This is a genomic window from Arthrobacter sp. CJ23, from assembly GCF_024741795.1.
In the GTDB taxonomy this organism is placed as follows: domain Bacteria; phylum Actinomycetota; class Actinomycetes; order Actinomycetales; family Micrococcaceae; genus Arthrobacter.
This window is the reverse complement of the sequence record NZ_CP102950.1, coordinates 3426319-3450051: the sequence shown is the minus strand read 5'-3', so window position 1 is coordinate 3450051 and position 23733 is coordinate 3426319. Positions and strand designations below refer to the sequence as shown.

Here is a 23733-nt window from a genome sequence, read left to right as displayed (position 1 = left end):
CTATCCCTTCTTCGCGTTTTCAGGCGCGAGTCCGTTGAACTTGTTGGTGTAGTACTTGGCGGTGCTGAGATCGCTCTTGACGATCCCGCTGGTCTTGAGCCAGGTGGCCCAGCGGGTGAAGTCCTGGTCCTGGATCACGCCGTTGTCCGGCACGCCCGGGCTCTTCCAGTACTGCAGGTTGGCGGTGCTTTCATTGCGGCCGCGGGCCTCGATGATCTTCTTGAAGCGGGCGATCACTTCCTCCCGCGGCGTTTCGGTCTCCCACTTGATGGCCTTGGCAATGGCCGTGGTAAACGTCCGCGCCGTGGTGGGGTTCTTCTCCAGGAAGTCGTTGCGGAGCACGATCTGGCCACCGGCGAATGATCCAAAGAGCTCCACGTCGCTGAACAGCGAGCGCAGCCCGCCCGCCTCGACGGCCCGGTCCTGCAGCACGCTGCCCAGGGTGCCCGCGTCCACCTGTCCGCGCCGGATGGCTTCCTCGGTGTCGTTGGGTGCCAGCGGCACCAGCTGGACCTGCTTGATCTCGTCCTGGCTGAGGCCGTTCTTGCTCAGGTAGCTGTTGATGACGGCTTCGTGGTGCGCGCCCAGGGTGTTGACGGCGATCTTCTTGCCGATCAGGTCACGGGGCGCCTTGATGGGGCTGTCGGCTTTGACGTAGTAGCCGCTGAAGGTCTTGGTGTCCGAGCCGTAGTAGTTGACCACGGCCGTGACCGGGGCGCCGGCCTCGATGAGCTTCACCACGGCCCCGGCGAACGCGCCGCCGATGTCCGTCTGGTTGGTGGCCGCCGACTGGATGTCCTGCGGGCCGCTGGTGGTGTTGCCCACCCATTTGAGGCTGACGTCGCCCAGGTACCCGAGGTCCTGTGCCAGTTCGGGGAGCGTAACGTTGTTGGCCGAACCCTGGTAGCGGAGTTCCTTGACCTCCGTGCCGGCCTGCGCGGCGCTGCCCGCCTCGGCAGCTCCGCCGCAGCCGGACACCGTCAGCGCAAGTACGACGGCGGCCGCGACGCTCAGCAGGGGCAGGTGCAGTTTCATGGGAGCTACTTTCCGGGGAGGGGATGTGGTTGGTCCGGTGCGGTTGTGCTTGCCGGTGGGAACGATGTAAGCGCATCCCGGGGGCGGCTGGGAAGCCCGCAAGTAACGCCCGGAAACCGCGGGAAATCCCGGGAAACGGCGGGAAACCGGGCGCCATCCGGGGCAATCTGATGACACATGTCGCGGTGCGGCGCCGTGCGTCGGCCGGGCTTCACGGGAGGTCTCCGAACGTCAGGAAAGGCGTCCCTCCCGGGTCTTCCCGGGGAGGTGCGGCTGTGTCACGATGGGCACCAAGCCGCCGGACCGCGGCAACGGGGATCGTGGACGCGGGCCGAGGGCTGCTTTGCTGCTCGATGTCCCTTCGAGAGTCAGGACCAGTGCCATGTCCCAGAAAGCGATCCGGGGAACCTTCCTGGACTTCATCGACGATCCGTGGAAGCACGTGGGACATGAGCAGGACGCGGCCCGCTTCTTCGCCGACGGACTCCTGGTCATCGAGGACGGGATCATCACCGCCTTCGGTCCGTATGCCGAACTCTCCGGGACGTACCGGGGCGTGGAGACCATCGAAATCCGGGACCGCGTCATCCTGCCCGGATTCATCGACGGCCACATCCACGTTCCGCAGACCCGCATCCTGGGCGCCTACGGGGAACAGCTGCTGCCGTGGCTGAAGAAATGGGTCTTCCCCGAGGAACGCAAGTACCGTGACCGCGGCTACGCGAAGGAAGGCGTTTCGCACTTCTTCGACAACCTGCTGGCCTCAGGAACCACCACGTGCCAGGCCTTCACCACCAGCACCGCCGTCTGTGCCGAAGAAGTCTTCGAGGAGGCCGCGCGCCGGAACATGAGGGTGATCACGGGCATCACCGGCATCGACCGGAACGCCCCGGACTGGTTCACCATTTCGCCCGAGGACTTCTACGCCGAAAGCACGGCGCTCATCCGGAAGTACCACGGGGCGGGGCGGAACCTCTACGCGATCACGCCCCGCTTTGCCTTCGGCGCCTCGGAGGAGCTGCTGGAGGCCTGCCGCAGGCTCAAGACGGAGCATCCCGGACTCTGGGTGCACACGCACATCTCGGAGAACCCGGCCGAGATCCGCGGCGTGGCGGCGATGTTCGGGGACTGTGCCGACTACCTTGCCGTGTACGAGAAGTTCGGGTTGGTTGGCCCCAGATTCACCGGCGGGCACGGTGTCTGGCTCACCGACGACGAGTTCCGGCGGCTCTCCGCCGCCGGTGCCGCGGTGACGTTCTGCGCCGGTTCGAACCTCTACCTGGGCAGCGGCCTGTTCCGCCTCGGCCGCGCCACGGACCCAGAGCACCGGGTGCTGATGACCATGGGGACCGACGTGGGCGGCGGGAACCGCTTCAGCCTCCTGAACACCCTGGAGGAGGCCTACAAGGTGGGCATGCTGAACAGCACCGTCCTGGACGGCAGCATCGATCCACGGCAGCAGGACCTGGCCGAATCGGAACGCAACAAGCTCTCGCCTTACCGGGCCTTCTACTCCATCACCAAGGGCGGGGCCGAGGCCCTGTACCTTGACCATCTGGTGGGCAATTTCGACGCCGGCAAGGAGGCCGACTTCGTGGTGCTCGACTGGAACGGCGGACCTCCGGGCACTGCCTGGCACATGAGCCTCTTCGCGGCGGACGGCGGCCCGCAGGACATCGCGACGGCGGCCGAACTGCTGTTCGGCATCATGATGGTGGGCGATGACCGCGCCGTCGACGAGACCTGGGTGATGGGCGAGCGCGCCTACAAGAAAGCTTCGTCTGGGAAAGCATCCCCATGACGGCGGCGGCAGCCGACGCGGTGGAGCCGGAAGCCCATGAACGGGTGCTCCGCTGGAAAACCGCCACCTGGCTCATGGCCGCACTGGCCCTGTGGCTGGCCATGGCGGAGGTGGACCGGCTCGTTGGCGGGCTGATCGTATCCGGCGAGAGCAGGCGCATCGCGGACGTGGTCGGGGCGGCCGCCTTCGAAAGCCGGGACAGCTGGGAGATCTGGAGCCGGCTGGATCCGCAGGACGGGCCGCGGCTGTCGGTCCTGATCCGCATCCATGCAAGCCTGGACCTCCTCTTCGCTGCCAGCTACGTCTGGCTTCTGTGGCGCCTGGTCCGGCCGCGCTGGCAACTGGGAACTCTCGCCGGGATCATTGCGCTCGCGGAGCTGGCCGAAGCAGGCCTGCTGTTCATCGGTGCCGCGGACGTGCAGCAACACCGCGCGTCCTGGGCCGGAGATCCCCTCGCGTGGGTGGCGCTCGCCAAATGGCTCGCGGTGATCCTCTTCCTGCTGTGCTGCCTGCTGGTTCCGGGGGTGCGGACGCGGATCCTGCGTGGGATTCGAAGGATCGCGCTGACGCTGCATTTCCAGCGTTTGTCGGCCGCCGTGGTGGCGTTGATCGCGGTCCTGGCACTGCTGCCCATTCCCGGGGTCAATGACCAGATGCCCGATTCCCAGCGGCTCTGGGCCGTGGAAGGGCCGTTCAGCCCCAGCTGGCTGAGCACGGCCGTTGTGGTGGTCGTGGTGACCATCGGATTGTTTGTCCTGGGCCGACGGCGTTCCGATCTGGCCTGGCAGCTGTGGGAGCTGGGCAAGGTTCCCAACGACCCGCCCAGCCGCCTGTGGTGGCTGATCGGTCCGGTGGCCGTCCTGGCCGGGATCATCTGGGCTACGGTCGGCAACGGGCAACTCGCCTGGTTCCAGATCCTGCTGTTCGTGCTTCCTCCACTGGCGCTGCCCGCCCTGTCCGTGTGGCTTCCCTCTCCGGCGCTGGCTCCCGTCACCCAGGACCGGGAACGCGCCCTGGATGCCTGGTGCGGCGGCGACAACCTCGCCGTCGCGCTGCTGGCGGTCGCGGGACTCGCGGGCGTCAGGTCCTTCGCCGGCCCTGTAGTGAACGGGCTGATCCAAGCGGACGTGCCGGCCCAGCAGGACAGTGCGCGCATCGGCTGGGCCGTGTTCTTCCTGGCCTTCGGCGCGCTCCAGGCCGTGGCGGCATACCCCTTCAAGGCGTTCGTTGTCCGGCGGATCATGAAGCGGGCACCATCCGGCAAAGGCATGGGCGCGTTGTCCGCATGGCTGAATCCGAGCGGGGGACCGCCGGACGCTTTCAGGAAGTGGCTGCTCGCGCTTTTCGTTCTCGCCGTGCTCTTCCTGACGGCCCTGGCCGTCCTGCCCGGACCCGTGACCGGCTTCATCGGAGTGTCCGCCACCGCCGTGGGAGGCGTGGGATCGTGGGCCCTGGTCCTCGGCTTCCTGATCGTCCAGGTCCAGGAGCAGAAGCCGCTCGAGATCTTCCAGCTCATGGGATTCACCGCCAACCCCGTCCTGACCCTCCTCGCAGTGATCCTGGCCATCGGCCAGATCAACGGGGGAAACGCGCAGGTCCATGCCTTGCGTCAGCCAGGGGAAGCGACGCAGGCCGTACGTCTGGACATTCAGGGCCGGTTCGCAGAGTGGCTGGGAACAAGCAAGCCCTGCGAGCAAGATACGGGCGGGGGAAAGGGCGTCAGGCCCATGCTGCTGGTCGCGTCCGAGGGCGGGGGCATCCGGGCGGCCAGCTGGACGGCCCGGGTCTTTGCCGAACTGGCGAACGCCGACGCCGGTTGCGGGCCCGTGGCCACGCTGGCTTCGAGCGGAGTCAGTGGTGGCTCCTTGGGGCTGGCCCTGGTGGACCTCTACGGTTCAGGACCCGACATGGTCCGGACCGTGGACGCCGTCGCGGCGCCCGATGCCCTGGCCGCAGGCGTGGCGGGGGCCATTGTGGGGGATCTGGTGGCCGGAGGTGTGGGCGTCATGTTGCCCACGGACCAAGGCGCCGGCTGGCAGTGGCACGACCGCGCGGGGCTGATGGAAACCATCTGGGAGTCGCAGGCAGGCAAACTGGGCGAACCTTTCGACGTTTCCACGCGTGGGCCTGCAGGGGCCCTTCTTCTCAATTCCACGGCGACAGGGTCCGGCTGCCGGCTGCTCGTCGGCCACCTCGATCTCACCGCGGCAACGCCGGATCCCCGGAAACCGGGGTGCACGGCGACTGAAGGCCAACCCGTCACCCTGGATCTCCTGGAAGCCGGGCAGTTCTGCAACACGCATCTCAACTGGTCCACCGCTGTGGGCCTGTCTGCCAGGTTCCCGATCATTTCCCCGGCCGGCAGGGTCTTCTACCCCGGGGACGGCCCCGCGGGTCAGAAGCCTTCATGCCCGGATGACCTGGGCCTTGCGTCGTCACTGCAGGCCATCGACGGCGGCTATGCGGAAGGATCCGGCCTGGGCACCATTGCCGACCTGTGGTGGGAGCTCAGAGCGGTGGTGGCGCAGCACAACAGGGACGTGGAACTCTCAACGCCATTGGCCCAGCGGCTCACCCGGGTGGAGGCGGCGCAGGACTCCTTCGTTGTTCCGATCTTCGTCTACATCCGCAACTCGCCGGGATCCGACGTCGCACGCGCCATCCCGAAGCCGGTTTCCGAACTCGCCGTCCCCCTGGCCGGGATCAAGGCAAAGGACGCGCAGTCCGATGCCGCCGCCTGGAAGCAGCGGCTCCAGGAGGGTGCCGGTGTCTGCGAGCTGCCCGTGCCCGCCACGGAACCCGTGCCGGCCGCACCACCCGTGCCGGCCACCGGAGACGACAACCAGGCTGGACCGGATTGCCTGGCAGCCACGTCGGCCCTTGCCGGCTTGCTGGGCACCAACAGGGTGGTCGAGGTCGCACCGAACAGCGAACCGGCCATCGACCCGCCGCTGGGCTGGACGCTGTCCAGCTTCTCCATCAATCGACTGGACACCGCCATGATCACCGAGAAGCACGCCTGCCAGCCGGACGGGTCAGGCTGCAGCGACTTCAGGAGGCTGCTGGATATCCTTGCCCGGTGAGGCGCGCTGAAGGCCGCCGGGAGCCGCTGAATCCCGCCGCACCCCGGTCATATCGCCTTTAGTTCGTATTGCTACTCACACGCGGGCCGATTTCTTCGGCGCGGCGGCGGCTGGGCGGATACGGTAGATACATGACGTCTAGCACCGCCGCCGCTTCTGTACGGCCTACCCGCAACATTCCCGCCGAAATCGCCCGCTCCTGGCTCCTCGTGAACGCCATGAAGACGGAACTCTTCGACGAATCGGCCAGCTCGCGGGCGGACGCCATCATCCTTGACATCGAAGACGCCGTGGACCCCTCGCAGAAGGACGCCGCGCGCCACAACGTCATCAACTGGCTGACCGCCGGCGGCAAGGCCTGGGTCCGCATCAACGATGCCACCAGCCCGTTCTGGGCCGATGACCTCGCCGGACTCCGCGGCACGCCCGGCCTGCTGGGCGTCATGCTCGCGAAGACCGAATCCGCGGACCAGGTCACCGAGTCCTTCCACCGCATGGACGGCAAGACCCCGGTGGTTGCCCTGGTGGAGTCCGCCCTGGGCATCGAGGAAGCCAACCACATCGCGCGCGCCCAGGGTGCCTTCCGCCTGGCCTTCGGTTCCGGCGACTTCCGCCGCGACACCGGCATGGCGGCCACCCCGGAAGCCATGGCCTACCCCCGCGCCAAGCTGGTTGTCGCCAGCCGCGTGGGCAACCTGCCGGGCCCCATCGATGGCCCCACCGTCGGCACCAACCACCCCATCCTGCGCGAGCAGACGGGCATCACGGTCGCCATGGGCATGACCGGCAAGCTGTGCCTGGCCATCGACCAGACCAAGATCATCAACGAGGTCATCAGCCCCACGCCGTCCGACGTCGCCTGGGCCACCGACTTCATGAACGACTTCGAGGCCAACGGCCGCGTGATCCGCGATGGCTCGGACCTCCCGCGCCTGGGCCGCGCCGAGAAGATCATGAAGCTTGCCGTGGCCTTCGGGGTCCAGCCTTCCCTGTAGCCATGGAAGCTGCAGAACTGCTGGTCCACGGCGTTTCCTGGAACGGTCCGCCGGACCAGGACGCGCCCGACGGCGGTCTGCCGGCGTTGCAGCTCCAGTCACCGTCCGGTGGACGCACCGCGGTTCCGCTGTCCGCGGCTTCCCGCCTTGGACTGCGCATCCTTCCCGGCCTGTGGTGCCTGGGCCATGTCAAGGTCCACGGGCCGGGGGAGCGCACGCACGTCCCGTGCAAGGACCGTGCACCGGCCGTCCGCGGCAAGCAGTGCGGCCCCTGCTTCGCCCGCGACGACTCCCGGCTCATGCATGACTTCCACCGGGGCGGCCCCGTGCCCGCCGGTCTGCGCGCCTACCTCATGCAGCCGCACTGGCTCTACGTTGCCACGTTCGCCGGCGGCGCCACCAAGATCGGCACGGCCTCGGCCCCGCGCAAGTGGAACCGGCTGGCCGAACAGGGAGCCGTCCACGCCTCCTACGTTGCCCATGCCGAGGATGGCCGGGTGGTCCGGGTGCTCGAGGACCTGGCCACCCGCGAGCTGGGCCTCGTCCAGCAGGTCCGCTCCGCCGGAAAGGCCGCCGCGCTGCTGGAGCCGCGTCCAGCCGTCGAACTTTCCGCCGTCAACAAGCAGGCAGCCGCCCGCGTGCGCGAGCTCCTTGCCGGCCTGGCCATGACAGGCTTCGCCGTCGTGGAGGAAGAGTGGCAACGGCCGGCCCTCGCGCGGGAACTCTGCGGCCCGGGCCGCAGGCTTGCCTACCCCGCAGCGTTCGACGGCGGCGGGCACGGCCTCGAGATCCGTTCACTCTCCGGGGCCATCGCCCTGGCCATGCTCCCTGATGCGGCCGGCGTGCCGGTGGAGGGTGACTTCGTGGCCGATCTCGGCGCCCTCAAGGGCCGCCGGATCGAGTTCGGGGACCACCACACCGAGATCCCGGCCCTGCAGGACTCCCTCTTCTGAACGCGGGAGTCCACACCGCACCAGTACACTTGGACGGTGCTGAACGAATTCTGGGCCACCGCGTCCACCGCCTACAAGACGCTGGTTTTCGGCGCCATGGGGCTCATCGCCGTCGGGATCATCCTCAACATCGTGGCCAACACCTCCCAGAACCAGGGCCTGGCCATGGCCTCGCTGGCCGTGATCGGAGCGGGCCTGGTGCTGCACGTCGTGGGCCTCGTGTACCGCGGGCAGCAAATCCGCAAGGGCTACAAGAAGTAACCGCACGCCACCCCGTGCCGCAGCGCCCCATCACGTCGCCGTGTCCTTGGCGCGTTCGTTTCTTCGCACATGGCTCCGGGCGTGTTCAACGGCTGGCTCCAGTTCTGCGAACAGATGCTTATGGTGCCGGAGGGACCTGATAACCCCCACGTTCGTGACCAGTGACAGGTGCTCGGCCTGGATGCCCTTGATAAGCACCGTGATGCCGCGCAGCTCCAATGCCGAGACAACATCCACCAAGGCGTGCGCCCCCGTAGCATCCAGCATCCTGAGCTGTGACAACCTGATGATGGCGACCTCTATGTCCCGGACTTGGCTGATCTCCTGCAGAACGCGCTCCGCTGCTCCGAAGAACATCGCGCCGTCCAGCGTGAACACCGCGATGTGCTGATCGCCGTCCACGGGTGGCCCTTGGATCTCTTCGCGCCGCACCCCGGTCAGGGAGGCCACCTTGCGCAGCGTCAGCACCGCGGCCGCAGCGAGGCCGATCTCAATGGCGATGATCAGGTCAAAGGCGACCGTGATGATGGCGGTGATGACAAACACGGCGGCGTCAGAACGGGTGGAGCGCAGGATCGCTGAGATGGTTCGCGTCGACACCATGCGCGCCGCCGTGACCATGAGGATCCCGCCCAGGGCTGCCAGCGGTATCCGTCCCACCAGGCCGGCAGCGAGGTAAATGATGGCCAGCAGCACGATCGCATGGACGATGGCCGACACACGGGTCCGGGCGCCGGAACGAACATTGACTGCGGTCCGGGCGATCGCGCCGGTGGCAGGCATGCCCCCGAAGAATCCAGCGGCGATGGAAGCCAGGCCCTGCCCCGTGAGCTCGCGGTCCGGACTGTAGGGGCCGGTGGGCCTGCCGTCCGGGCCCATCAGGCCAGTGGCGACCCGGGCGGACAACAGGGACTCGATGGCAGCCAGGGCGGCCACCGCCAGGGCGGGCATGAGGAGGCTTCCGAAAGAGGCCAGGTCAAAAGACGGGATGCCGGGCACCGGAAGGGAATGCGGCAGGCTACCGATGCGCGGGATGTCCAGGCCAAGGAGTTCTGTGGCCGCGGTAGCCAGGACGACGGCGATGAGGCTCGCCGGGAGCGCCCTGTGGAGGCGCGGCACGGCGAGCATGATTCCGGCCACCACAGCGACAACGGCCAGTGTCTGAAAGACGGCCGGGCCGCTGGCACGGGCTCCTGCTTCGAAGGCGGCCAGAAGGGTATTGTGGCCGGGAATGGCGGCCGTGCCCGTGGCCAAGGGAACCTGCTGCAGGAAGATGATCGCGGCGATGCCCAGGGTGAACCCTTCAACTACCGGCCAGGGGATGAGCGAGACCGCCCGGCCCAGACGGCTGAGGCCCAGGACGCAGACCATGATCCCGGCCAGGACGGACACCACGGCCACGCTTCCCGCCCCGTGGGCGGCCACGATGGGGGCCAGTACCACCACCATGGCGCCGGTCGGTCCGGAGACCTGCACATTGGATCCACCCATCACCGCGGCCACCAGTCCTGCCACCACCGCTGTAATCAGGCCGGCTTCTGCGCCGACCCCGGAACTGACGCCGAAGGCCAAGGCCAGCGGCAGCGCGACGATCCCCACCGTGACGCCGGCCAGCAGATCACTTTTCCACGAGGATCCCAGTGCGGAGTAGTCGGCCCGCGCTGGCAGGAACCGGCGGAAAAGGGCCATGTTCACGATGCGCTCTCCGTTTGCGCGTCGTGGGAGGACGACTTGGCGGGCGCCGGGCCCGTGGCGACGACGCCAGGCAGTTGCTCTGCCAGCTGCAGCTGTTCGCGAGACTCGGCCAGGCTGTCCAGCAGGAAGGTGCGGGCGATTGCAAGAAGCTCCGCGATGAGCGGGTGCGCCAGGCTGTAGTTCACCGAGTTGGCGGTTCGGGACGACGTGACCACCTTGTGCCGGCGCAAGGTGGCCAGATGCTGTGAAAGGTGGGAGGCCTCCAGCCCCGTTTCTGCCAGGAGATAGCTCACGGGGGCGGTGGTGCCGGGTGCCGCCGCCAGCAGTTCGAGGACCCTGATCCGGGCGGGGTGCGCCAGTCCCTTGAAAAGGTTGGCTTTGATCTCGTACAGCGGTGCTTGGGCTGCTGAAAACACGGCGTCCTTGCCATCCTTGATTTGACGATATGATGGATTCATCATATCAGCAGCCATGTGTCCCATGTCATCCCGGATGCCGGACAGGCGACAGCGCTGCTGCGGTCCGGGCAGCTGGGCCGATAGGGTTGGACCATGAGTATCAATCCGGACCTGCAGGGCCGCAGCTACCCTGCCGCAGAGGTTTACGACGTCGGCCGTGAAAAGATCCGCGAGTTCGCCCGGGCCGTGAAGGCCAGCAACCCGGCGCACTTCGATGTGGAGGCCGCCAAGGCCCTCGGCCACAGGGACCTCGTGGCCCCGCCCACCTTCGCCATCATCGTGGCCCAGCGCGCCGACGCCCTGCTCGTGGAAGACCCCGAGTCCGGCATCGACTTCTCGCGCGTGGTCCATGCAGACCAGCGCTTCACCCACCACCGCGCCATCGTCGCCGGCGACCAGCTGGTGGCCGAACTGCACGTGGACGGCGTCCGCGCCATGGGCGGCGGCGCCATGATCACCACCCGCTCGGAGATTTCCACGGTGGCAGGCGAGAAGGTTGCCACCACCACCTCGTCCATCCTGGTCCGCGGAGAGGGACAGTAACCATGAGCCCCACCCTTGCAGAACTGGCAGTCGGCCAGGAAATCGGCACGCGCAGCATTGAGGTCACCCGCCAGGACCTCGTGAAATACGCAGGCGCCTCCGGCGACTTCAACCCGATCCACTGGAACGAAGCCTTCGCCACCGGCGTCGAACTTCCCGGCGTCATCGCCCACGGCATGTTCACCATGGGATCCGCGGTGCAGCTGGTCAGCGACTGGGCGGGCGATCCCGCCGCCGTGGTCGACTACCAGACCCGCTTCACCAAGCCCGTCCTGGTCGCCGACACCACAGGCACCGGCGAGCCCGGCGCGGTCATCGAGGTCACCGGCGTGGTGGGAGCGCTCGACGCCGACGCCGGCACCGCGCGCATCGACCTCACGGTGGTCTCCGCCGGCCTGAAGGTGCTCATGAAGTCCCAGGCCGTCGTCAAGCTGCCTTGAAAAGCACGTTGAACCACGGCAAGGGCGCCACCTCAGCAGAAATTGCGAGGTGGCGTCTTGCTGTCATGGCAGCCTACGGTGCCAGTGGAATCGCGGCGGCAACGTGGGTCTCCCGGCTTCCCGCCGTGCGGAACGGGCTCGATCTCACCCCGGCCACGGTGGGGCTCATGCTGTTGTGCCTGACGGCGGCATCGTTTTCCTCGGTGTCCGTCTCGGGGCTCGTGGTGCTGCGCCTGGGATCAACCCGTGTGGCCAGGATTGCCGGCGTCCTGAGTGGCAGCGGACTGTTGCTCCTGGGCCTCGGTACCTCGGTCCTGTCCAGCCTTGTGGTTGCCGCCGGCGGTCTCGCCCTTCTGGGCCTGGCCAACGGTTGCTACAACACGGCGCTCAACGTGGAGGGTGCCGCCGTCGAGCGGGCCCTGGGCAAGCACGTCATGCCATGGCTCCACGGCTCCTTCAGCCTGGGCACCGTGGCCGGTGCCGCCGCGGGCGCATGGGCGGCGGCAGCACAGCTCTCCGTTGCCTGGCACCTGGGCTTGGTGGGCGCCGTGGCGATCTCCACGGTGATGACTGCCAGCCTGTCCTTCCGTGCGGACCGGGATGGCACACGCGGAGGCAAACCGGTGCAGCACCGCAGGGCAGACACCTTCGAGGACCCATCCACGGGCCCCTTGCCCGTGATCAACCCGGCCCTGGCCTCGGAATCGGCGGCCTTGCACGGCAAGCGTTTGGTTGCCATGGCGTGGCGCGAGCCACGGACCCTCTTGCTGGGCCTCCTGTTGCTCGGCCTGGCGCTGTCCGAAGGCGCTGCCGGCGACTGGGCCGCCCTGGCGCTGACCGACGGCCACGGACAAACCGAGGCGGCGGGTGCCGCCGGCTACGGCGTGTTTGTGACGTTCATGACCGTGGGCCGTTTTGCCGGGACCTTCCTGCTGGACCGCTTCGGCCGCGTCACCGTGATGCGTTGCTGCGCGGCGCTGGCCTTTCTGGGCGTGACAACCTTCGTCTTTGCGCCGGCCGCCTGGATCGCGTTCGTTGGACTCGGCATTTGGGGCCTGGGCACATCCCTTGGCTTCCCGGTGGGAATGTCCGCCGCGGCCGATGATCCCGTCCATGCCGCAGCACGGGTCTCCGTGGCATCCACCGTCGCGTACGGGGCATTCCTGTGCGGCCCGCCCGTCCTGGGCTTCCTCGCCGAACACGTCGGCATCCTCCACTCCCTGCTTTTCGTGTTGCTCTTCCAGGCGCTGAGCTTCTTCCTGGCCCCGGTGCTCCGGAAACCGGTCCACGGGCACGGTGGCGGGCGCCGCGGGCACGACGGGCACGAAGGACCAGGCCGAAAGCTTGCAGGCTCCGGCACCCCGTAAGCTTGTTCGGTGACCCAGATGATGCTCTCCGAACTGACCACTGCCGCCGTGGGCGGCCCCGCAGGCAACTACGTGGTGGCCGGAACCGAGGCCGAAATCATCGAGGCCGTCCGTTCCGCCGACGCCGCGGGGGAGAAGCTGCTCATCATCGGCGGCGGGTCCAATCTGCTGGTGTCCGACGACGGATACCCGGGCACCGTCCTGAAGGTCGCCTCCGAAGGCTTCACCGTCACGGCCGAGGACAGCTGCGGGGGAGTCTCTGTGGTGGTCCAGGCCGGGCACAACTGGGACGCCCTGGTGGAACACTCCGTCCTGCACGCATGGTCGGGACTTGAGGCGCTTTCCGGCATTCCCGGGGCCACCGGCGCCACGCCGGTGCAGAACGTGGGCGCTTACGGTGCCGACGTCTCGCAGACCATCGCGACGGTGCGGACCTGGGACCGAGAACGCAATGCCGTCCAGACCTTCACCAGCTCCGAGCTGAAGTTCGGGTACAGGGACTCCATCCTCAAGCAGACCACGGTGGAAGGTTCGCCGCGCTACGTGGTACTGACGGTCGAATTCCAGCTCCCGCTAGGCCGCATGAGCGCCCCCATCCGCTATGCCGAGCTGGCCCGGGTCCTCGGCGTCGAAGCCGGCAAGCGCGCCTATGCCAACGATGTCCGCCGCGAGGTCCTGCGCCTGCGCGCGTCCAAGGGCATGGTCCTGGACGCCGCAGACCGGGACACCTATTCCACGGGATCCTTCTTCACCAACCCCATCGTCACCACCGAGGCAGCCGCCGTGCTGCCGGAGAACGCGCCGCGGTACCCGGCCGGGGCCGACGACCTCGTGAAACTTTCCGCGGCCTGGCTGATCGACCAGGCAGGTTTCGGCAAGGGCTTCGGGATCGAGCCCGGCAGCGTCTCCGGCGGCCGGGCCTCGCTCTCCACCAAGCACACGCTGGCCATCACCAACCGCGGCTCGGCCAGCGCAGCTGACATGGTGGCAGTCGCACGCGCGGTGCGTGCCGGCGTCGTTGAGCGTTTTGGCATTGAACTGCACCCCGAACCGCTGCTGATCGGCGTCGCGCTCTAACGCTGCGCGTAAGCGGCTGGCCGCCCGCTGCCGGGACCGCCCAACCGTCAGGGCAGCGGCGTCTCGCGGTCCGCCTGGGGCAGCACCTTGTTCAGGAGCACGAACGTCAGGCCGCAGCTCACGGACCCCTGCAGGAAGATCTGCGTGAACGCCAGGCTCTGCGGAGACGGCCCGCTGGGCAGGAACAGCCCTGCGGCCGCAAAGCCGGCCAGTCCGAGCAGCAGCACGATGGCTCCCAGCAGGAAACTGCGGACCTGCGATGCGGCGGCCGGGTAGGCCCACGGCTCCGGCACTTCCTCGGCGCCCGCGGTGGGCTGGCATGCCGCTCCGAGGCCGATGAGCAGGGCCGAAGCCGCCGTGGCAATGAGCCCTGCTGTCTGGACCAGCTGCATCCCCGGGGGCAGGCTCACGCCCGTTCCAAGCGCCACGGCCAGTCCGGCCGCCAAACCTGCAGCCGTGAAGCACCAGCCAGCGGTCGCCAGACGCCGGCTCAGGGGCCGCAGGAGCGGGGACAGGTCACCGAAGAGCATGCCACCACTGTAGTGACGGCTGCTGCGAGGTGGCTGGGAACCGCGTGTGCGTAGACGGGATGGGACTCCACCGCTCCGGCACCGCCGGCAATCAAGGACACCAATGGTCCGCATGGGCCCCTAGGATGGGGCCATGGCAGCTTCCGCGAAAGTCCATGTCACACCCCAGGTCATCGGCCGCCTGCGGCTCGCCAGCCAGGGTCTGCAGGATGGTTTCGGCAGCGTGGCTGAGTGCGTCTCGAAGATGGGCGCGATGCAGGCGCAGGACCTGGCCTCGGCGTTCTGGGCGGTGGGTCAGCGCGTGCCCGGATCGGGGTTGTCGGACGTGTTGGAGGCGCTGGAAAACGGAACCGTGGTCCGCTCGTGGCCCATGCGCGGCACGCTGCACCTGGTGCCGCCCGGAGAGCTGCGCTGGATCCTGGCCATCACCACGGAGCGGGCCATGCGTTCGGCCACCGCCCGCCACCGGGACCTGGGCATCGACGCCGCAGACATCGCGATCTGCCGGGAGCTGGCCCTTGGACATGTCGCCGGAACTCCCGGTGCCACCCGCGAGGAGCTGTTCAAGGTCTTTGAAGGGGCCGGCCAAGGCACCAAGGCCCAGCGTGGCATCCACCTGCTCTGGATCCTCTGCCAGCATGGCTGGCTGGTTCAGGGGCCGCCGGCCGGCACGGCGGGCAGGGCGCTGGGACAGCAGCTGTTCGTGGCTTTCGACGAGTGGATCCCCGAATCCCGGACGCTTGACCGCGACGAGGGAATCGCCGAGTTCCTGCTCCGCTACCTGCGCAGCCACGGACCCGCCACCGAACGCGACTTTTCCTGGTGGAGCCAGATACCCCTCGCGGAAGTTCGGAAGGCGCTGGCCGCCGTCAGCGGGCAGCTCGTGGAGCTCGTTTTCCGGGACACCAGCTATTGGCTGTCTCCGGAGGCCGCCGCAATGCTCGACGACGGCGTGCCCGGTTCCCGCACGCTCCTCGCCTTGCCGGGATTCGACGAATTCCTGCTCGGCTACCAGGACCGGAGCCTGGTCCTGCCCCCGGAACACGCCCAGAAGGTGGTGCCCGGCGGCAACGGAGTCTTCAAGCGGATGATCGTCTCCGGTGGCCGGGTGGTGGGTACGTGGTCGCGGGAAGGAACGGGCAAGGGCACCGCCGTGGTGCCCGAACCGTTCGAGGGCACCCTGGGCCCGGCCGCGCAGCGCTCCTTCGAACTCCAGGCCGCCAAGTACCTCGGTTTCCTGGGACGCTGAAGGGCCGCAGAAGCGCCGAAAGGCCGGCGGGGCACTGGAAGCGGTGATTCCCGGGCTCGTAGTATGGAAGCGAGGGAGGCTTCCGTGCTGGGCGGGGGTCTTCCTCCTGCTTCGGCCGGCGTCCCGGCCGGCGTCCCGGACGGCGCACCAACGCCGCGCGCCCCGGACGCCGCGCCAAGCCGGCGCACGAACGAAATCGGCCCCGGTTCCCACGCTTTTCAGCGGTGGAACCGGGGCCGGTTGCGCGTGTTGGCTAGAGCTTGCCGGTGGCGATGTTCAGCATGCGGCGCAGCGGCTCGGCCGCACCCCACAGGAGCTGGTCGCCCACTGTGAAGGCGCTGATGTACTCGGGGCCCATCTCCATCTTGCGGATACGGCCAACCGGGATTTCCAGGGTTCCGGAAGCAGCCACAGGGGTCAGGTCCGCCATGGAGGCTTCCTTGGTGTTGGGAACCACCTTGGCCCATTCGTTGTCCTCGGCCAGGAGCTTCTCGATCTCCGCGACGGACAGGTCCTCGCGCAGCTTGAGGGTCAGTGCCTGGGAGTGGGAGCGCATGGCGCCGATGCGGACGCACAGGCCGTCCATGATGATCTGGCTGTCGCCGGAGGTGCCCAGGATCTTGTTGGTTTCCACCCCGGCCTTCCACTCTTCCTTGGACTGGCCGTTGCCCAGGTCCGCGTCGATCCAGGGGATCAGGGAACCGGCCAGCGGCACGCCGAACTGCGTGGCGTCGATGTCGGTGCGCTGGTGCGCCAGGACCTTGCGGTCAATCTCGAGAATGGCCGACGCCGGGTCGTCCAGTTCGCTGCTGACCTCGTTGTTGAGGGTGCCGAACTGGTTGAGCAACTCGCGCATGTGGCGGGCGCCGCCGCCGGAGGCCGCCTGGTAGGTCATGGAGGTGCCCCACTCGACCAGCCCGTTCTTGAACAGGCCGCCGAGGCCCATCAGCATGCAGGACACGGTGCAGTTGCCGCCGATGAAGTCTTTGGTGCCGTTTGCGAGGCCCTTGTCGATGACGTCGCGGTTGATCGGGTCCAGCACGATGATCGAGTCGTCGTTCATGCGCAGCGTGGAGGCGGCATCGATCCAGAGGCCGTCCCAGCCACGGCTGCGGAGTTCGCCGTGGACCTGCTTGGTGTAGTCGCCGCCCTGTGCGGTGACAATAATCGGCAGCTTCGACAATGTCTCAATGTCGAACGCGTCCTCGAGCTTGCCTGCCCCATCGGCGAAGGACGGGGCGGCACCTCCTGCGTTCGAGGTGGAGAAAAATACCGGGTTGATGTTGGCGAAGTCGTTCTCTTCCTGCATGCGGTGCATCAGGACGGAACCGACCATGCCACGCCAACCGACCAGTCCAACGGACGGATTAGCTGCTGTAGTCATTGGACCAGTCTAAACTTTCGGAGCGAACTGTCGCCGTCGGTTACGTCACGCAGGCAAATGCACGACGACGGCCCTCGCCGAAGCGGCCGCCGCATCGTTCCGCCGCTCAGGCTCTCGCTCATACACCATGGTCGGTCCTGGGGCTCTGTGAGCGTTCCCGCAACCATCGCCGACGCCGTCCGGCGATGACGAAACCCCACACGGCGAAGAGGAGGAACAGCGCAGCCACAATGATGCAGGGGGCCACCATGCCAGGGTCGGATTTTGCCGCTACGAAGGCTCCAAAGATTGGTGCACCCGTCATCAAGACCAAGATGACGGCCAGAACCGTGATCGCCGTGGGACTTTGCAGGGGAGTAATGGCGGCCATCGAGTAGCCCCCCGGTACACCTCCTGGACCGTACTGCTCCTCGTATTGGCGCACATTGAAGCGGCTTGGGTCGTATGGTGTTCCATCGGGTCGCCGGAAGGCGGGACGATCAGGTGTCATTCGCTTACTCCTGGCCCAGTAGTTGTTCACCCAGCAATTTTTCGACACTCAGCAAGCGTTGTCCTGACAAGTGACTCTAGCCTTGGCCACCGTTGTCGCGATACGGAGTTTGCCGCTTGTGGATAACCATCCACCAGTCGCAACAGGACTACTAGTGCGAATGGCGGCAGGGGAGGCACCCGCGGCCCGGTCAGAAGCCGATCCCGTCCCCGGAGCCCTTCGGGCGTTCAACCGGGAACGCGTAGGTGCTGGCCGGGAAGTTCTCCCGGGTGATGTCCACGGTCCCTGGGTGTGCCTCGAACCACCTGCGCGCTTGGTCGTCAGTGACACCGTACCGGGGCTTGGGCAGGCCCTTGGCACGGCGCAGCTTGCGCGCCTTCGACTCACTTCGGAGGGAACCCAGCCCGACGAACCAGCCACCCGTGAACAGCACGGTGCAGACAAGGAACAGAAGGAATATTCCCAGATTCAAGGACACGGCTCCGAGGACCATCATCACCGGAGCGAGAATTGCCGGCACTGTCAGAAGCACCATGACAACCACCAATCCGATGGGGCTGCGGGTGGTGTAGTTCCCGGATGGCAGGTTTCCGCCCAGCCCCCACTCTTCAGGCTTGTAGGCACGAATGACGTCGTCCATCGCTGTGGCATAGAAGTATTCACGGCGAGGACCCCTGCGAATGGAGGTCTGCGGCTCAGTCATTGGAACCAAGGGTTCCCGAGCGGAAGCCTGCCAGTACCTGAAGAAGATCCGCATCGCCGTGAACGGGAATTTCCGCCCCCACGGTGTCGCCGTCCACGGCGGCGCACACCCAGCCCCTGGTGTCTTTGCGCACCACGAGCTGGAAATCGCCTTCCGGGCCGCTGGTGCGGAGCCGGACACCGCCGTCGGCGTGTTCCGTGAGGTGTTCGCGGACCAGGAAGGCCTCAGCGGCCTCAGCCGAAATCGCGGGGTCCTGCGGCAGCGCGAACCACGCCTGCATGGTCCTCGGCTGAAGCAGGAGCTTGGTTTTGTCGGACTCGACATGAAGGACCGTGTCTCCGAGCTCAGCGCTCTGCAGGAGATCGATCTGCGTCCACCGCGCGGCGGCCGCAAGGGTGTAAGCGACCACGTCCACCCGCTGGTCAAAGCTGATCTGCCCTTCTTTGTCGACGCTCGCGAGGCCGCGGGCGATCAGGGAAGAGAGGCCGGCGCGGATGAGGTCATGGTCTTCGGCTTCGTCGCCCAAGCGGAGCCAGCGGGTGCTGGACACACTTGCCGGCGTGCTTTGAAGCTGGAGGATGTATGCCATCTCGGCAATGCCAAAGCCGAGTGAAGTGTCTTGACCTTTGGTCAGGGTAGCCACGAGGTTCCTTGCTCTAGTGCTGTCAGAAGCCGAAGAAGTTCTTGACTCCCTCGCCGATGTCCTTGGCTGTGTCTTCCGCAAAATCGCCAACGGCATCGAACGTGTCATCGATCGCGTCCTTGGCGCCGGGGATCAGTTCCACGGCAGCCCAGGCGCCGCCGATGACCATGCAGGTCACGCCAACGGGAGGAGGCAGGAATGATCCGACTCCCAGGGCAGTTTTGAGTCCGGATTTGATGGCGTCTCCGGTCTCACCGTCCATGACGGCGTTGACGGTGTCCAAGCCGTCCAAGGCGACACCGAGTCCGCCCAGGACATGGCCAGCGGAATTGAGGCCAAATTTGCTCAGGCCGCTCAGCGGGGCCGCGTCAGCTCCCCGTGCCGTCTGCGCGAAGTCACCGAAGTTGCCGGTGATGAGGTCGGCAGTGCCTGAGAACGCGCCGCGAAGGCCGTCGGCCCTTTGCGAGACGTCCCAGAGCTGGGAATTGAAAGCTGTCCTCAGCGCGCCGAGTTGGTCACCGCTCCGCCAAAGATCGCGGATTTCGTCGCCGAACATCCCGGCAAAGTGTGTGATGTCGCGGAGGCCGTATGGCACGGTCTTGAGCCCGACCACGCCGTTGTAGCCATCCCAGCCCTGACGGAACGGAGAGTCCTCATCGGCCATCCACTCGGGCCCCCAGAGGCCGTTGTCGCTCGCTCCGCCGTTGCCGCCCGGTCCGCCGGACGGAATCGGTCCGCCACCTGATCCAGGCGCAGCATCGCTGGCCAGCTCCTGCTGGTTGGCGTCCTCAAGAAGCTTCTTGGACCCGGCCATGAGTTGTGACGCCGTTTGCATCAAGAGAGCACGGTGGCTGCTGTTCCATTCAGACGTGAACCGGGCCGCATCGTTGCCCTTCCATGCAGGATTGTTGTTGATCTGGTTCGACAGCTGCGCCGACTGCTGAAGCAATGCGTCGGAGGCTTTGGCGAAGTCCTGCGCCAGTCTGCGCAACTGCGCGACGTCGGCGCCCCACAAGGTGCCTGTCAATTCATCCCCCAAAATGGTCAAGCTTCATTCTGACATCCGACTTTAGCTTCCGGCCGTCCCCGCCGCGATGGGGAGTTCTGCCGCTTGTGGATAACGGCAGCGCCCTTCACGAAAGGGGCCGCACAGCGGAACTACTCCCCGGTGTCGGGCCCCTGCAACAGGGCGGTCTTGCGCGCGCGCAGGGCGAAGAACGCTCCAAAAGCGAACACCTGGGTGATGACCACCAGCACGATGATGCCCATGATCTTGTTGCCGCCCAGGATCATGGTGAGGCCCACGATCGCGGACAGCAGCGCGAACAGCGGCAGCAGCATGTAGCCCAGCACAAAGAGGGTTTCGGGTTTCTTGAGCATTTCTTTTCTAGCCTTCCGCCCGGCGCCACGAGGTGAACCGGTAGTTTGTGCCGTTCTTGGCGGTGAGCCAGCCCTGGGCCGGCACCATGGTGTCGAATGTCCAGTTTTCGTCCAGCTCGGGGGCGAAGGTATCGCCGTTGCTTTCGGAATCGATGATGGTCACCACGGCGATGTTGGCGATCTCCATGGACTGGCGGAAGATCTCCCCGCCGCCGATGATCCAGACCTTTTGCCCACCGGGGGCGAACTGCGATTCGAGCAGCGCTTCATCGAGGGAGCGGACCACGATGGCGCCGCTCGCTTCGGGCGACTGAGCCCAGTCTTTCTGCCGAGTGACCACGATGTTGGTCCGGCCCGGCAGGGGGCGGTACTTCGCCGGGAAGGACTCCCAGGTCTTGCGGCCCATGATGACGGGGTGGCCGGTGGTGAGCTTGCTGAAGTGCTTCAGGTCCTCCGGCAGGTGCCACGGCATGCCGCCGTCCTTGCCGATCACGCCGCCGCTGGTCTGTGCCCAGATCAGGCCGATGCCCGTCATGGAGGCGGCCGTTGCTTCGGTGAAGATGAGCTCCGGGAGGGCGCCGGGCGTGGAATCGTCGGGGGTGCTCATACGGCGATCGGTGCCTTGATGGTGGGGTGGTGGCGGTAGTCGACCACTTCGAAGTCTTCCAGCGCGTAGTCGAAAATGGAGTCCGGCTTGCGCAGGATCTTCAGCTGCGGGTACTCGTACGGTTCGCGGCTGAGCTGTTCGCCCACCTGCTCCACGTGGTTGTCGTAGATGTGCACATCGCCGCCGGTCCAGACGAACTCGCCCGGCTGCAGGCCCAGCTGCTGGGCAACCATGCAGGTCAGCAGGGCGTAGGAGGCGATGTTGAAGGGCACGCCCAGGAAGGTGTCCGCGGAGCGCTGGTAGAGCTGGCAGGAGAGCTTGCCGTCCGCCACGTAGAACTGGAAGAACGCATGGCATGGCGGCAGTGCCATGTCCTTGAGCTCGGACACGTTCCAGGCCGAGACGATGTGCCGGCGTGAATCCGGGTTCGCAGCCAGGTTGGCCATGAGCTCGGCGATCTGGTCTATGTGGCCACCGTCCGGGGTGGGCCAGCTGCGCCACTGCACGCCGTACACCGGGCCCAGTTCGCCGTCCGCGTCCGCCCATTCGTCCCAGATGGAGACGCCCTGTTCCTGCATCCATTTCACGTTCGAATCGCCGCGCAGGAACCACAGCAGCTCCACTGCCACGGACTTGAAGTGCACCCGCTTGGTGGTGATGAGCGGGAAGCTCTCGGCGAGGTCGAAGCGCAGCTGGCGGCCGAAAACGCTGCGCGTGCCGGTGCCGGTGCGGTCCGACTTGTGCGTGCCGTTGGCCATGACGTCGCGCAGGAGGTCTTCATAAGGGGTGGGAGTGCTCACCCCTCCAGCTTACTTTGTCCGGCCAGCCTGCCGCGGAGCAGGTCGATGACCGTTTCGTCACCCACTCCGGCAGCGCGGGCCGTGCGGATCAAGCCGTCGACGGCGGCAATCACCTCAGCGCCCGGTGCGGCAGCGGTGCTGCCGGGCTCCGCAGGGTGCCCGACGACGATTGTCCCGTTCCGCCGTCGGGATTCGATCAGTCCGGCCTGCTCCAGTTCCTTGTACGCCCGCGCGACGGTGCCGGCGGCGATGCCGAGGTCCGCCGCGAGGCTGCGGACGGTGGGCAGGCGGCTGCCCGGGGGCAGCACCCCGACGGCGAGCAGCGAGCTGATCTGGCCCCGGATCTGCTCGTAAGGCGGCACCGCCGAGCTGAGGTCGATGGAGATCCGGGCACTCACCGCGACGCTTCCTCGCTCCGGCTTCCGGCCGGCGCGGGGAGGTCCCGGAGCAGGCGGCGGACGGGGGTGATGGCGATGGCCACGGCCACGGCGGCAAGCACCGCGCCGGCCGCAATGGCCGCTGGTGCGTCCTCGGGAACGAAGCTTCGGGGGTCCCGGAAGAGCGGCGGCAAGGCGTGGCTGGTGGTCATCAGCACCAGGCCGGCCTGGAACAGGCAGTAGGCGGCGAGCGTGCGCACAATGCGGTACATGGAGATCGCGCGCAGCGCCCCGTCCAGGCCGTGGCCGCCGCCTGCATCCGGGACGCCCCGGCGGAACCGGGCCGCCAGCAGCGCGACGCCGCCGGCCGCCAGGACCACGGCGGTCACCCCCGCGACGGCGGGCCAGACGGGTGCCTGGTACAGGGCATTCTGGCCCACGGCTGTGATGACCAGGACGGATACCAGCAGGAACGCCGCCACGATGGCCGTGGCCAGCAGCCCCCGCGAGACGGGCTGCGCAGGCCACTCGACCGGTGCATCCGCCTTTCCGTAGTTGGCCCTGATCACCAGCTCCCCGGCCGCGATGGCGAGCAGCAGCAGCGCGGCGACGAAGGCCACCATGCCGGGCAGGCCCCACGCGCCGGCGGCTGCCAACGCCGGGATGAAGAACAGTCCGGCCAGCAGCGGCATCCCGGCCACCACGCCCAGGCCCACGCCGATGGAGGCGGAGAGCCGCGCCGCAGGATGGGCCGCGGGATCGTGGCTCAGCGGCGTACCGCGCTCCGCGGCCTTGGCGGCGGCGAGCGACGGCAAGTCGCCGGCATGCCACCACCACATGGCCAGCAGCACCACAAGGTTGACGAGGACCGGGACGTTCAGCCCGGCCAGCGGGAGTCCGGGTCCGTCCGGGAGCACGCCCGGCGGCGTGGCAAGGGCGAAGTTCCCGGCGACGGCGGCGAGGCCCGCCGCGATGGTGGACACGGTGCGCAGCAGCCGGTTCATGGCGATGGTGCGCAGGGCCCGGTTGTCCTCGCCGTCGAGGGTTTCGAGGTGCCGGCGCCGGGCGATGAGCCACAGCACCAGCCAAGTGCCGGCCGCCAGCACGAGCAGGGCCCCGCCGAGCCACGCGGCGAGTACGGCGCCCGGGATCCGGCCGTCGCGGCCGCCGTTGGCCGGGCCGCCGGTGAGGGGCCCGCCTGTGGCAGGCGTTGGCTGCGGCTCCGGCAGCACAGGGTCAAAGCCTGGCAAGGCCGAGATCTGCACCATGAACAGCAAAGACACCACAAGGATGCCGGCCGTGGTCCAGGCAAGCTTCCTGGGCAGGAAGTCGCGGATCCTCCGGACCGCCAGTTCCGCATGCCTGCGCGCCTGCTTCGGTGCCGGGTAGCTCAGTTGCCCGATCGCATGGACGGCCAGCGCGGCCAGGACGGGCCAGCCCAGAAGCTGGACCAGATCGGCTGCCGTGGAAGAGCCGCTTGCCAGGTTTGGATTGGCCGGGATCTGTCCCGCGCGGACGGCGCCCTGGAGCGAGCTGGCCATCCACCCGATGATTCCTACCCAGAGGGCGTGCTGGGAGACCGTCGCGGCGCTGGCCCCGACGCGAGGGGCCCACACCACCCAGCGCAGGAAGAGGTAGACAACAACGGCCCCGCCCAGCGGGGCGAGCAGAGCCAGCGGCGGCAGCTCAAACGACATGACAATGACCCCCAAGTCTTTGTATCAATGTACTAAGTATTTGATACAAAGGCAGGGCGGTCAACGCCGGATTCCCGGTGGGGGCTGGTGCCGGATTCCGGGGCAACTGCGGCGCGGCGCTGCCTCGTTGCGCGCCGCCGCGGGTTAGTGAAACGTTTTATTCAC

The 23733-nt window shown here is 67.4% G+C and carries 23 protein-coding genes; 10 read left to right on the top strand and 13 right to left on the bottom strand.

Features of this window, described 5'->3' with window-relative positions; translation table 11 throughout:
* Positions 1 to 1035 (bottom strand): ABC transporter substrate-binding protein, encoded by a 1035-nt coding sequence (locus NVV90_RS15525; RefSeq protein ID WP_258438146.1) that lies wholly within the window; start codon positions 1033 to 1035, stop codon positions 1 to 3.
* Between the two features lie 382 nt (positions 1036 to 1417).
* On the opposite strand from NVV90_RS15525, the gene guaD reads away from it, so the two are divergent.
* From guaD to NVV90_RS15500, 5 genes are all read left to right on the top strand, one after another.
* Positions 1418 to 2836 (top strand): guanine deaminase, encoded by a 1419-nt coding sequence (gene guaD, locus NVV90_RS15520; protein WP_258438145.1) that lies wholly within the window; start codon positions 1418 to 1420, stop codon positions 2834 to 2836.
* Complete coding sequence (locus NVV90_RS15515) at positions 2833 to 5919, top strand: hypothetical protein (protein WP_258438144.1); 3087 nt, start codon at positions 2833 to 2835, stop codon at positions 5917 to 5919. The genes guaD and NVV90_RS15515 overlap by 4 nt, the downstream gene beginning before the upstream one ends.
* A 131-nt stretch (positions 5920 to 6050) precedes the next feature.
* A complete protein-coding gene (locus NVV90_RS15510; protein WP_258438143.1) occupies positions 6051 to 6914 on the top strand; it encodes a CoA ester lyase in 864 nt (287 codons plus the stop codon).
* Positions 6915 to 6916: 2 nt separating this feature from the next.
* Positions 6917 to 7867, top strand: coding sequence for a DUF2797 domain-containing protein (locus tag NVV90_RS15505; protein ID WP_258438142.1), 951 nt, complete (start codon positions 6917 to 6919; stop codon positions 7865 to 7867).
* A 36-nt stretch (positions 7868 to 7903) separates the two neighbouring features.
* A complete protein-coding gene (locus tag NVV90_RS15500) occupies positions 7904 to 8128 on the top strand; it encodes a DUF3188 domain-containing protein (protein WP_258438141.1) in 225 nt (74 codons plus the stop codon).
* Positions 8129 to 8158: 30 nt separating this feature from the next.
* Here the strand turns inward: NVV90_RS15500 and NVV90_RS15495 are convergent, their stop codons facing one another.
* Together NVV90_RS15495 and NVV90_RS15490 are read right to left on the bottom strand one after the other, a co-directional pair.
* A complete protein-coding gene (locus NVV90_RS15495; protein ID WP_258441209.1) occupies positions 8159 to 9817 on the bottom strand; it encodes a SulP family inorganic anion transporter in 1659 nt (552 codons plus the stop codon).
* Between the two features lie 2 nt (positions 9818 to 9819).
* Entirely contained in the window at positions 9820 to 10239 is a 420-nt protein-coding gene (locus NVV90_RS15490; protein ID WP_258438140.1) for a metalloregulator ArsR/SmtB family transcription factor, read from the bottom strand.
* 135 nt (positions 10240 to 10374) lie between these two features.
* Here NVV90_RS15490 and NVV90_RS15485 point away from each other — a divergent pair, with 135 nt between their 5' ends.
* From NVV90_RS15485 to NVV90_RS15470, 4 genes are all read left to right on the top strand, one after another.
* Complete coding sequence (locus NVV90_RS15485; RefSeq protein WP_258438139.1) at positions 10375 to 10824, top strand: MaoC family dehydratase N-terminal domain-containing protein; 450 nt, start codon at positions 10375 to 10377, stop codon at positions 10822 to 10824.
* A gap of 2 nt (positions 10825 to 10826) precedes the next feature.
* Positions 10827 to 11264, top strand: a complete 438-nt coding sequence (locus NVV90_RS15480) for a MaoC family dehydratase (RefSeq protein ID WP_258438138.1) — start codon at positions 10827 to 10829, stop codon at positions 11262 to 11264.
* A 65-nt stretch (positions 11265 to 11329) separates the two neighbouring features.
* Positions 11330 to 12631 carry an MFS transporter gene (locus NVV90_RS15475; RefSeq protein WP_258438137.1) on the top strand — a complete coding sequence of 434 codons (1302 nt, stop codon included), beginning with the start codon at positions 11330 to 11332 and terminating at the stop codon, positions 12629 to 12631.
* Positions 12632 to 12640: 9 nt separating this feature from the next.
* Positions 12641 to 13708 carry a UDP-N-acetylmuramate dehydrogenase gene (locus tag NVV90_RS15470; RefSeq protein ID WP_258438136.1) on the top strand — a complete coding sequence of 356 codons (1068 nt, stop codon included), beginning with the start codon at positions 12641 to 12643 and terminating at the stop codon, positions 13706 to 13708.
* A gap of 47 nt (positions 13709 to 13755) precedes the next feature.
* Here NVV90_RS15470 and NVV90_RS15465 read toward each other — a convergent pair whose 3' ends face one another.
* Positions 13756 to 14238 (bottom strand): hypothetical protein, encoded by a 483-nt coding sequence (locus NVV90_RS15465; RefSeq protein ID WP_258438135.1) that lies wholly within the window; start codon positions 14236 to 14238, stop codon positions 13756 to 13758.
* A gap of 133 nt (positions 14239 to 14371) precedes the next feature.
* On the opposite strand from NVV90_RS15465, the gene NVV90_RS15460 reads away from it, so the two are divergent.
* On the top strand, positions 14372 to 15487 hold the full coding sequence (locus NVV90_RS15460; RefSeq protein ID WP_258438134.1) for a winged helix DNA-binding domain-containing protein: 1116 nt from the start codon (positions 14372 to 14374) through the stop codon (positions 15485 to 15487).
* 253 nt (positions 15488 to 15740) lie between these two features.
* Here NVV90_RS15460 and asd read toward each other — a convergent pair whose 3' ends face one another.
* The 9 genes from asd to NVV90_RS15415 form a co-directional block, all read right to left on the bottom strand.
* Positions 15741 to 16871, bottom strand: coding sequence for an aspartate-semialdehyde dehydrogenase (asd, locus tag NVV90_RS15455; RefSeq protein WP_258438133.1), 1131 nt, complete (start codon positions 16869 to 16871; stop codon positions 15741 to 15743).
* 680 nt (positions 16872 to 17551) lie between these two features.
* The gene (locus tag NVV90_RS15450) at positions 17552 to 18064 is read right to left on the bottom strand and encodes a hypothetical protein (protein WP_258438132.1); all 513 of its coding nucleotides are present in this window, start codon (positions 18062 to 18064) and stop codon (positions 17552 to 17554) included.
* Positions 18057 to 18707: a hypothetical protein gene (locus tag NVV90_RS15445; RefSeq protein WP_258438131.1), complete on the bottom strand. Its 651-nt coding sequence runs from the start codon at positions 18705 to 18707 to the stop codon at positions 18057 to 18059. Before NVV90_RS15445 ends, NVV90_RS15450 begins: the two co-directional genes overlap by 8 nt.
* 22 nt (positions 18708 to 18729) lie before the next feature.
* Positions 18730 to 19734 (bottom strand): hypothetical protein, encoded by a 1005-nt coding sequence (locus NVV90_RS15440; RefSeq protein WP_258438130.1) that lies wholly within the window; start codon positions 19732 to 19734, stop codon positions 18730 to 18732.
* 131 nt (positions 19735 to 19865) lie between these two features.
* Positions 19866 to 20087, bottom strand: a complete 222-nt coding sequence (locus tag NVV90_RS15435) for an NF038396 family protein (protein ID WP_258438129.1) — start codon at positions 20085 to 20087, stop codon at positions 19866 to 19868.
* A gap of 7 nt (positions 20088 to 20094) precedes the next feature.
* A complete protein-coding gene (locus NVV90_RS15430) occupies positions 20095 to 20694 on the bottom strand; it encodes a dihydrofolate reductase (protein WP_309304069.1) in 600 nt (199 codons plus the stop codon).
* A complete protein-coding gene (locus NVV90_RS15425) occupies positions 20691 to 21494 on the bottom strand; it encodes a thymidylate synthase (RefSeq protein ID WP_309304068.1) in 804 nt (267 codons plus the stop codon). The genes NVV90_RS15430 and NVV90_RS15425 overlap by 4 nt, the downstream gene beginning before the upstream one ends.
* Positions 21491 to 21892: a GntR family transcriptional regulator gene (locus NVV90_RS15420; protein ID WP_258438128.1), complete on the bottom strand. Its 402-nt coding sequence runs from the start codon at positions 21890 to 21892 to the stop codon at positions 21491 to 21493. The genes NVV90_RS15425 and NVV90_RS15420 overlap by 4 nt, the downstream gene beginning before the upstream one ends.
* Positions 21889 to 23568, bottom strand: a complete 1680-nt coding sequence (locus NVV90_RS15415; RefSeq protein ID WP_258438127.1) for a hypothetical protein — start codon at positions 23566 to 23568, stop codon at positions 21889 to 21891. The genes NVV90_RS15420 and NVV90_RS15415 overlap by 4 nt, the downstream gene beginning before the upstream one ends.
* Positions 23569 to 23733 lie beyond the last annotated feature (165 nt).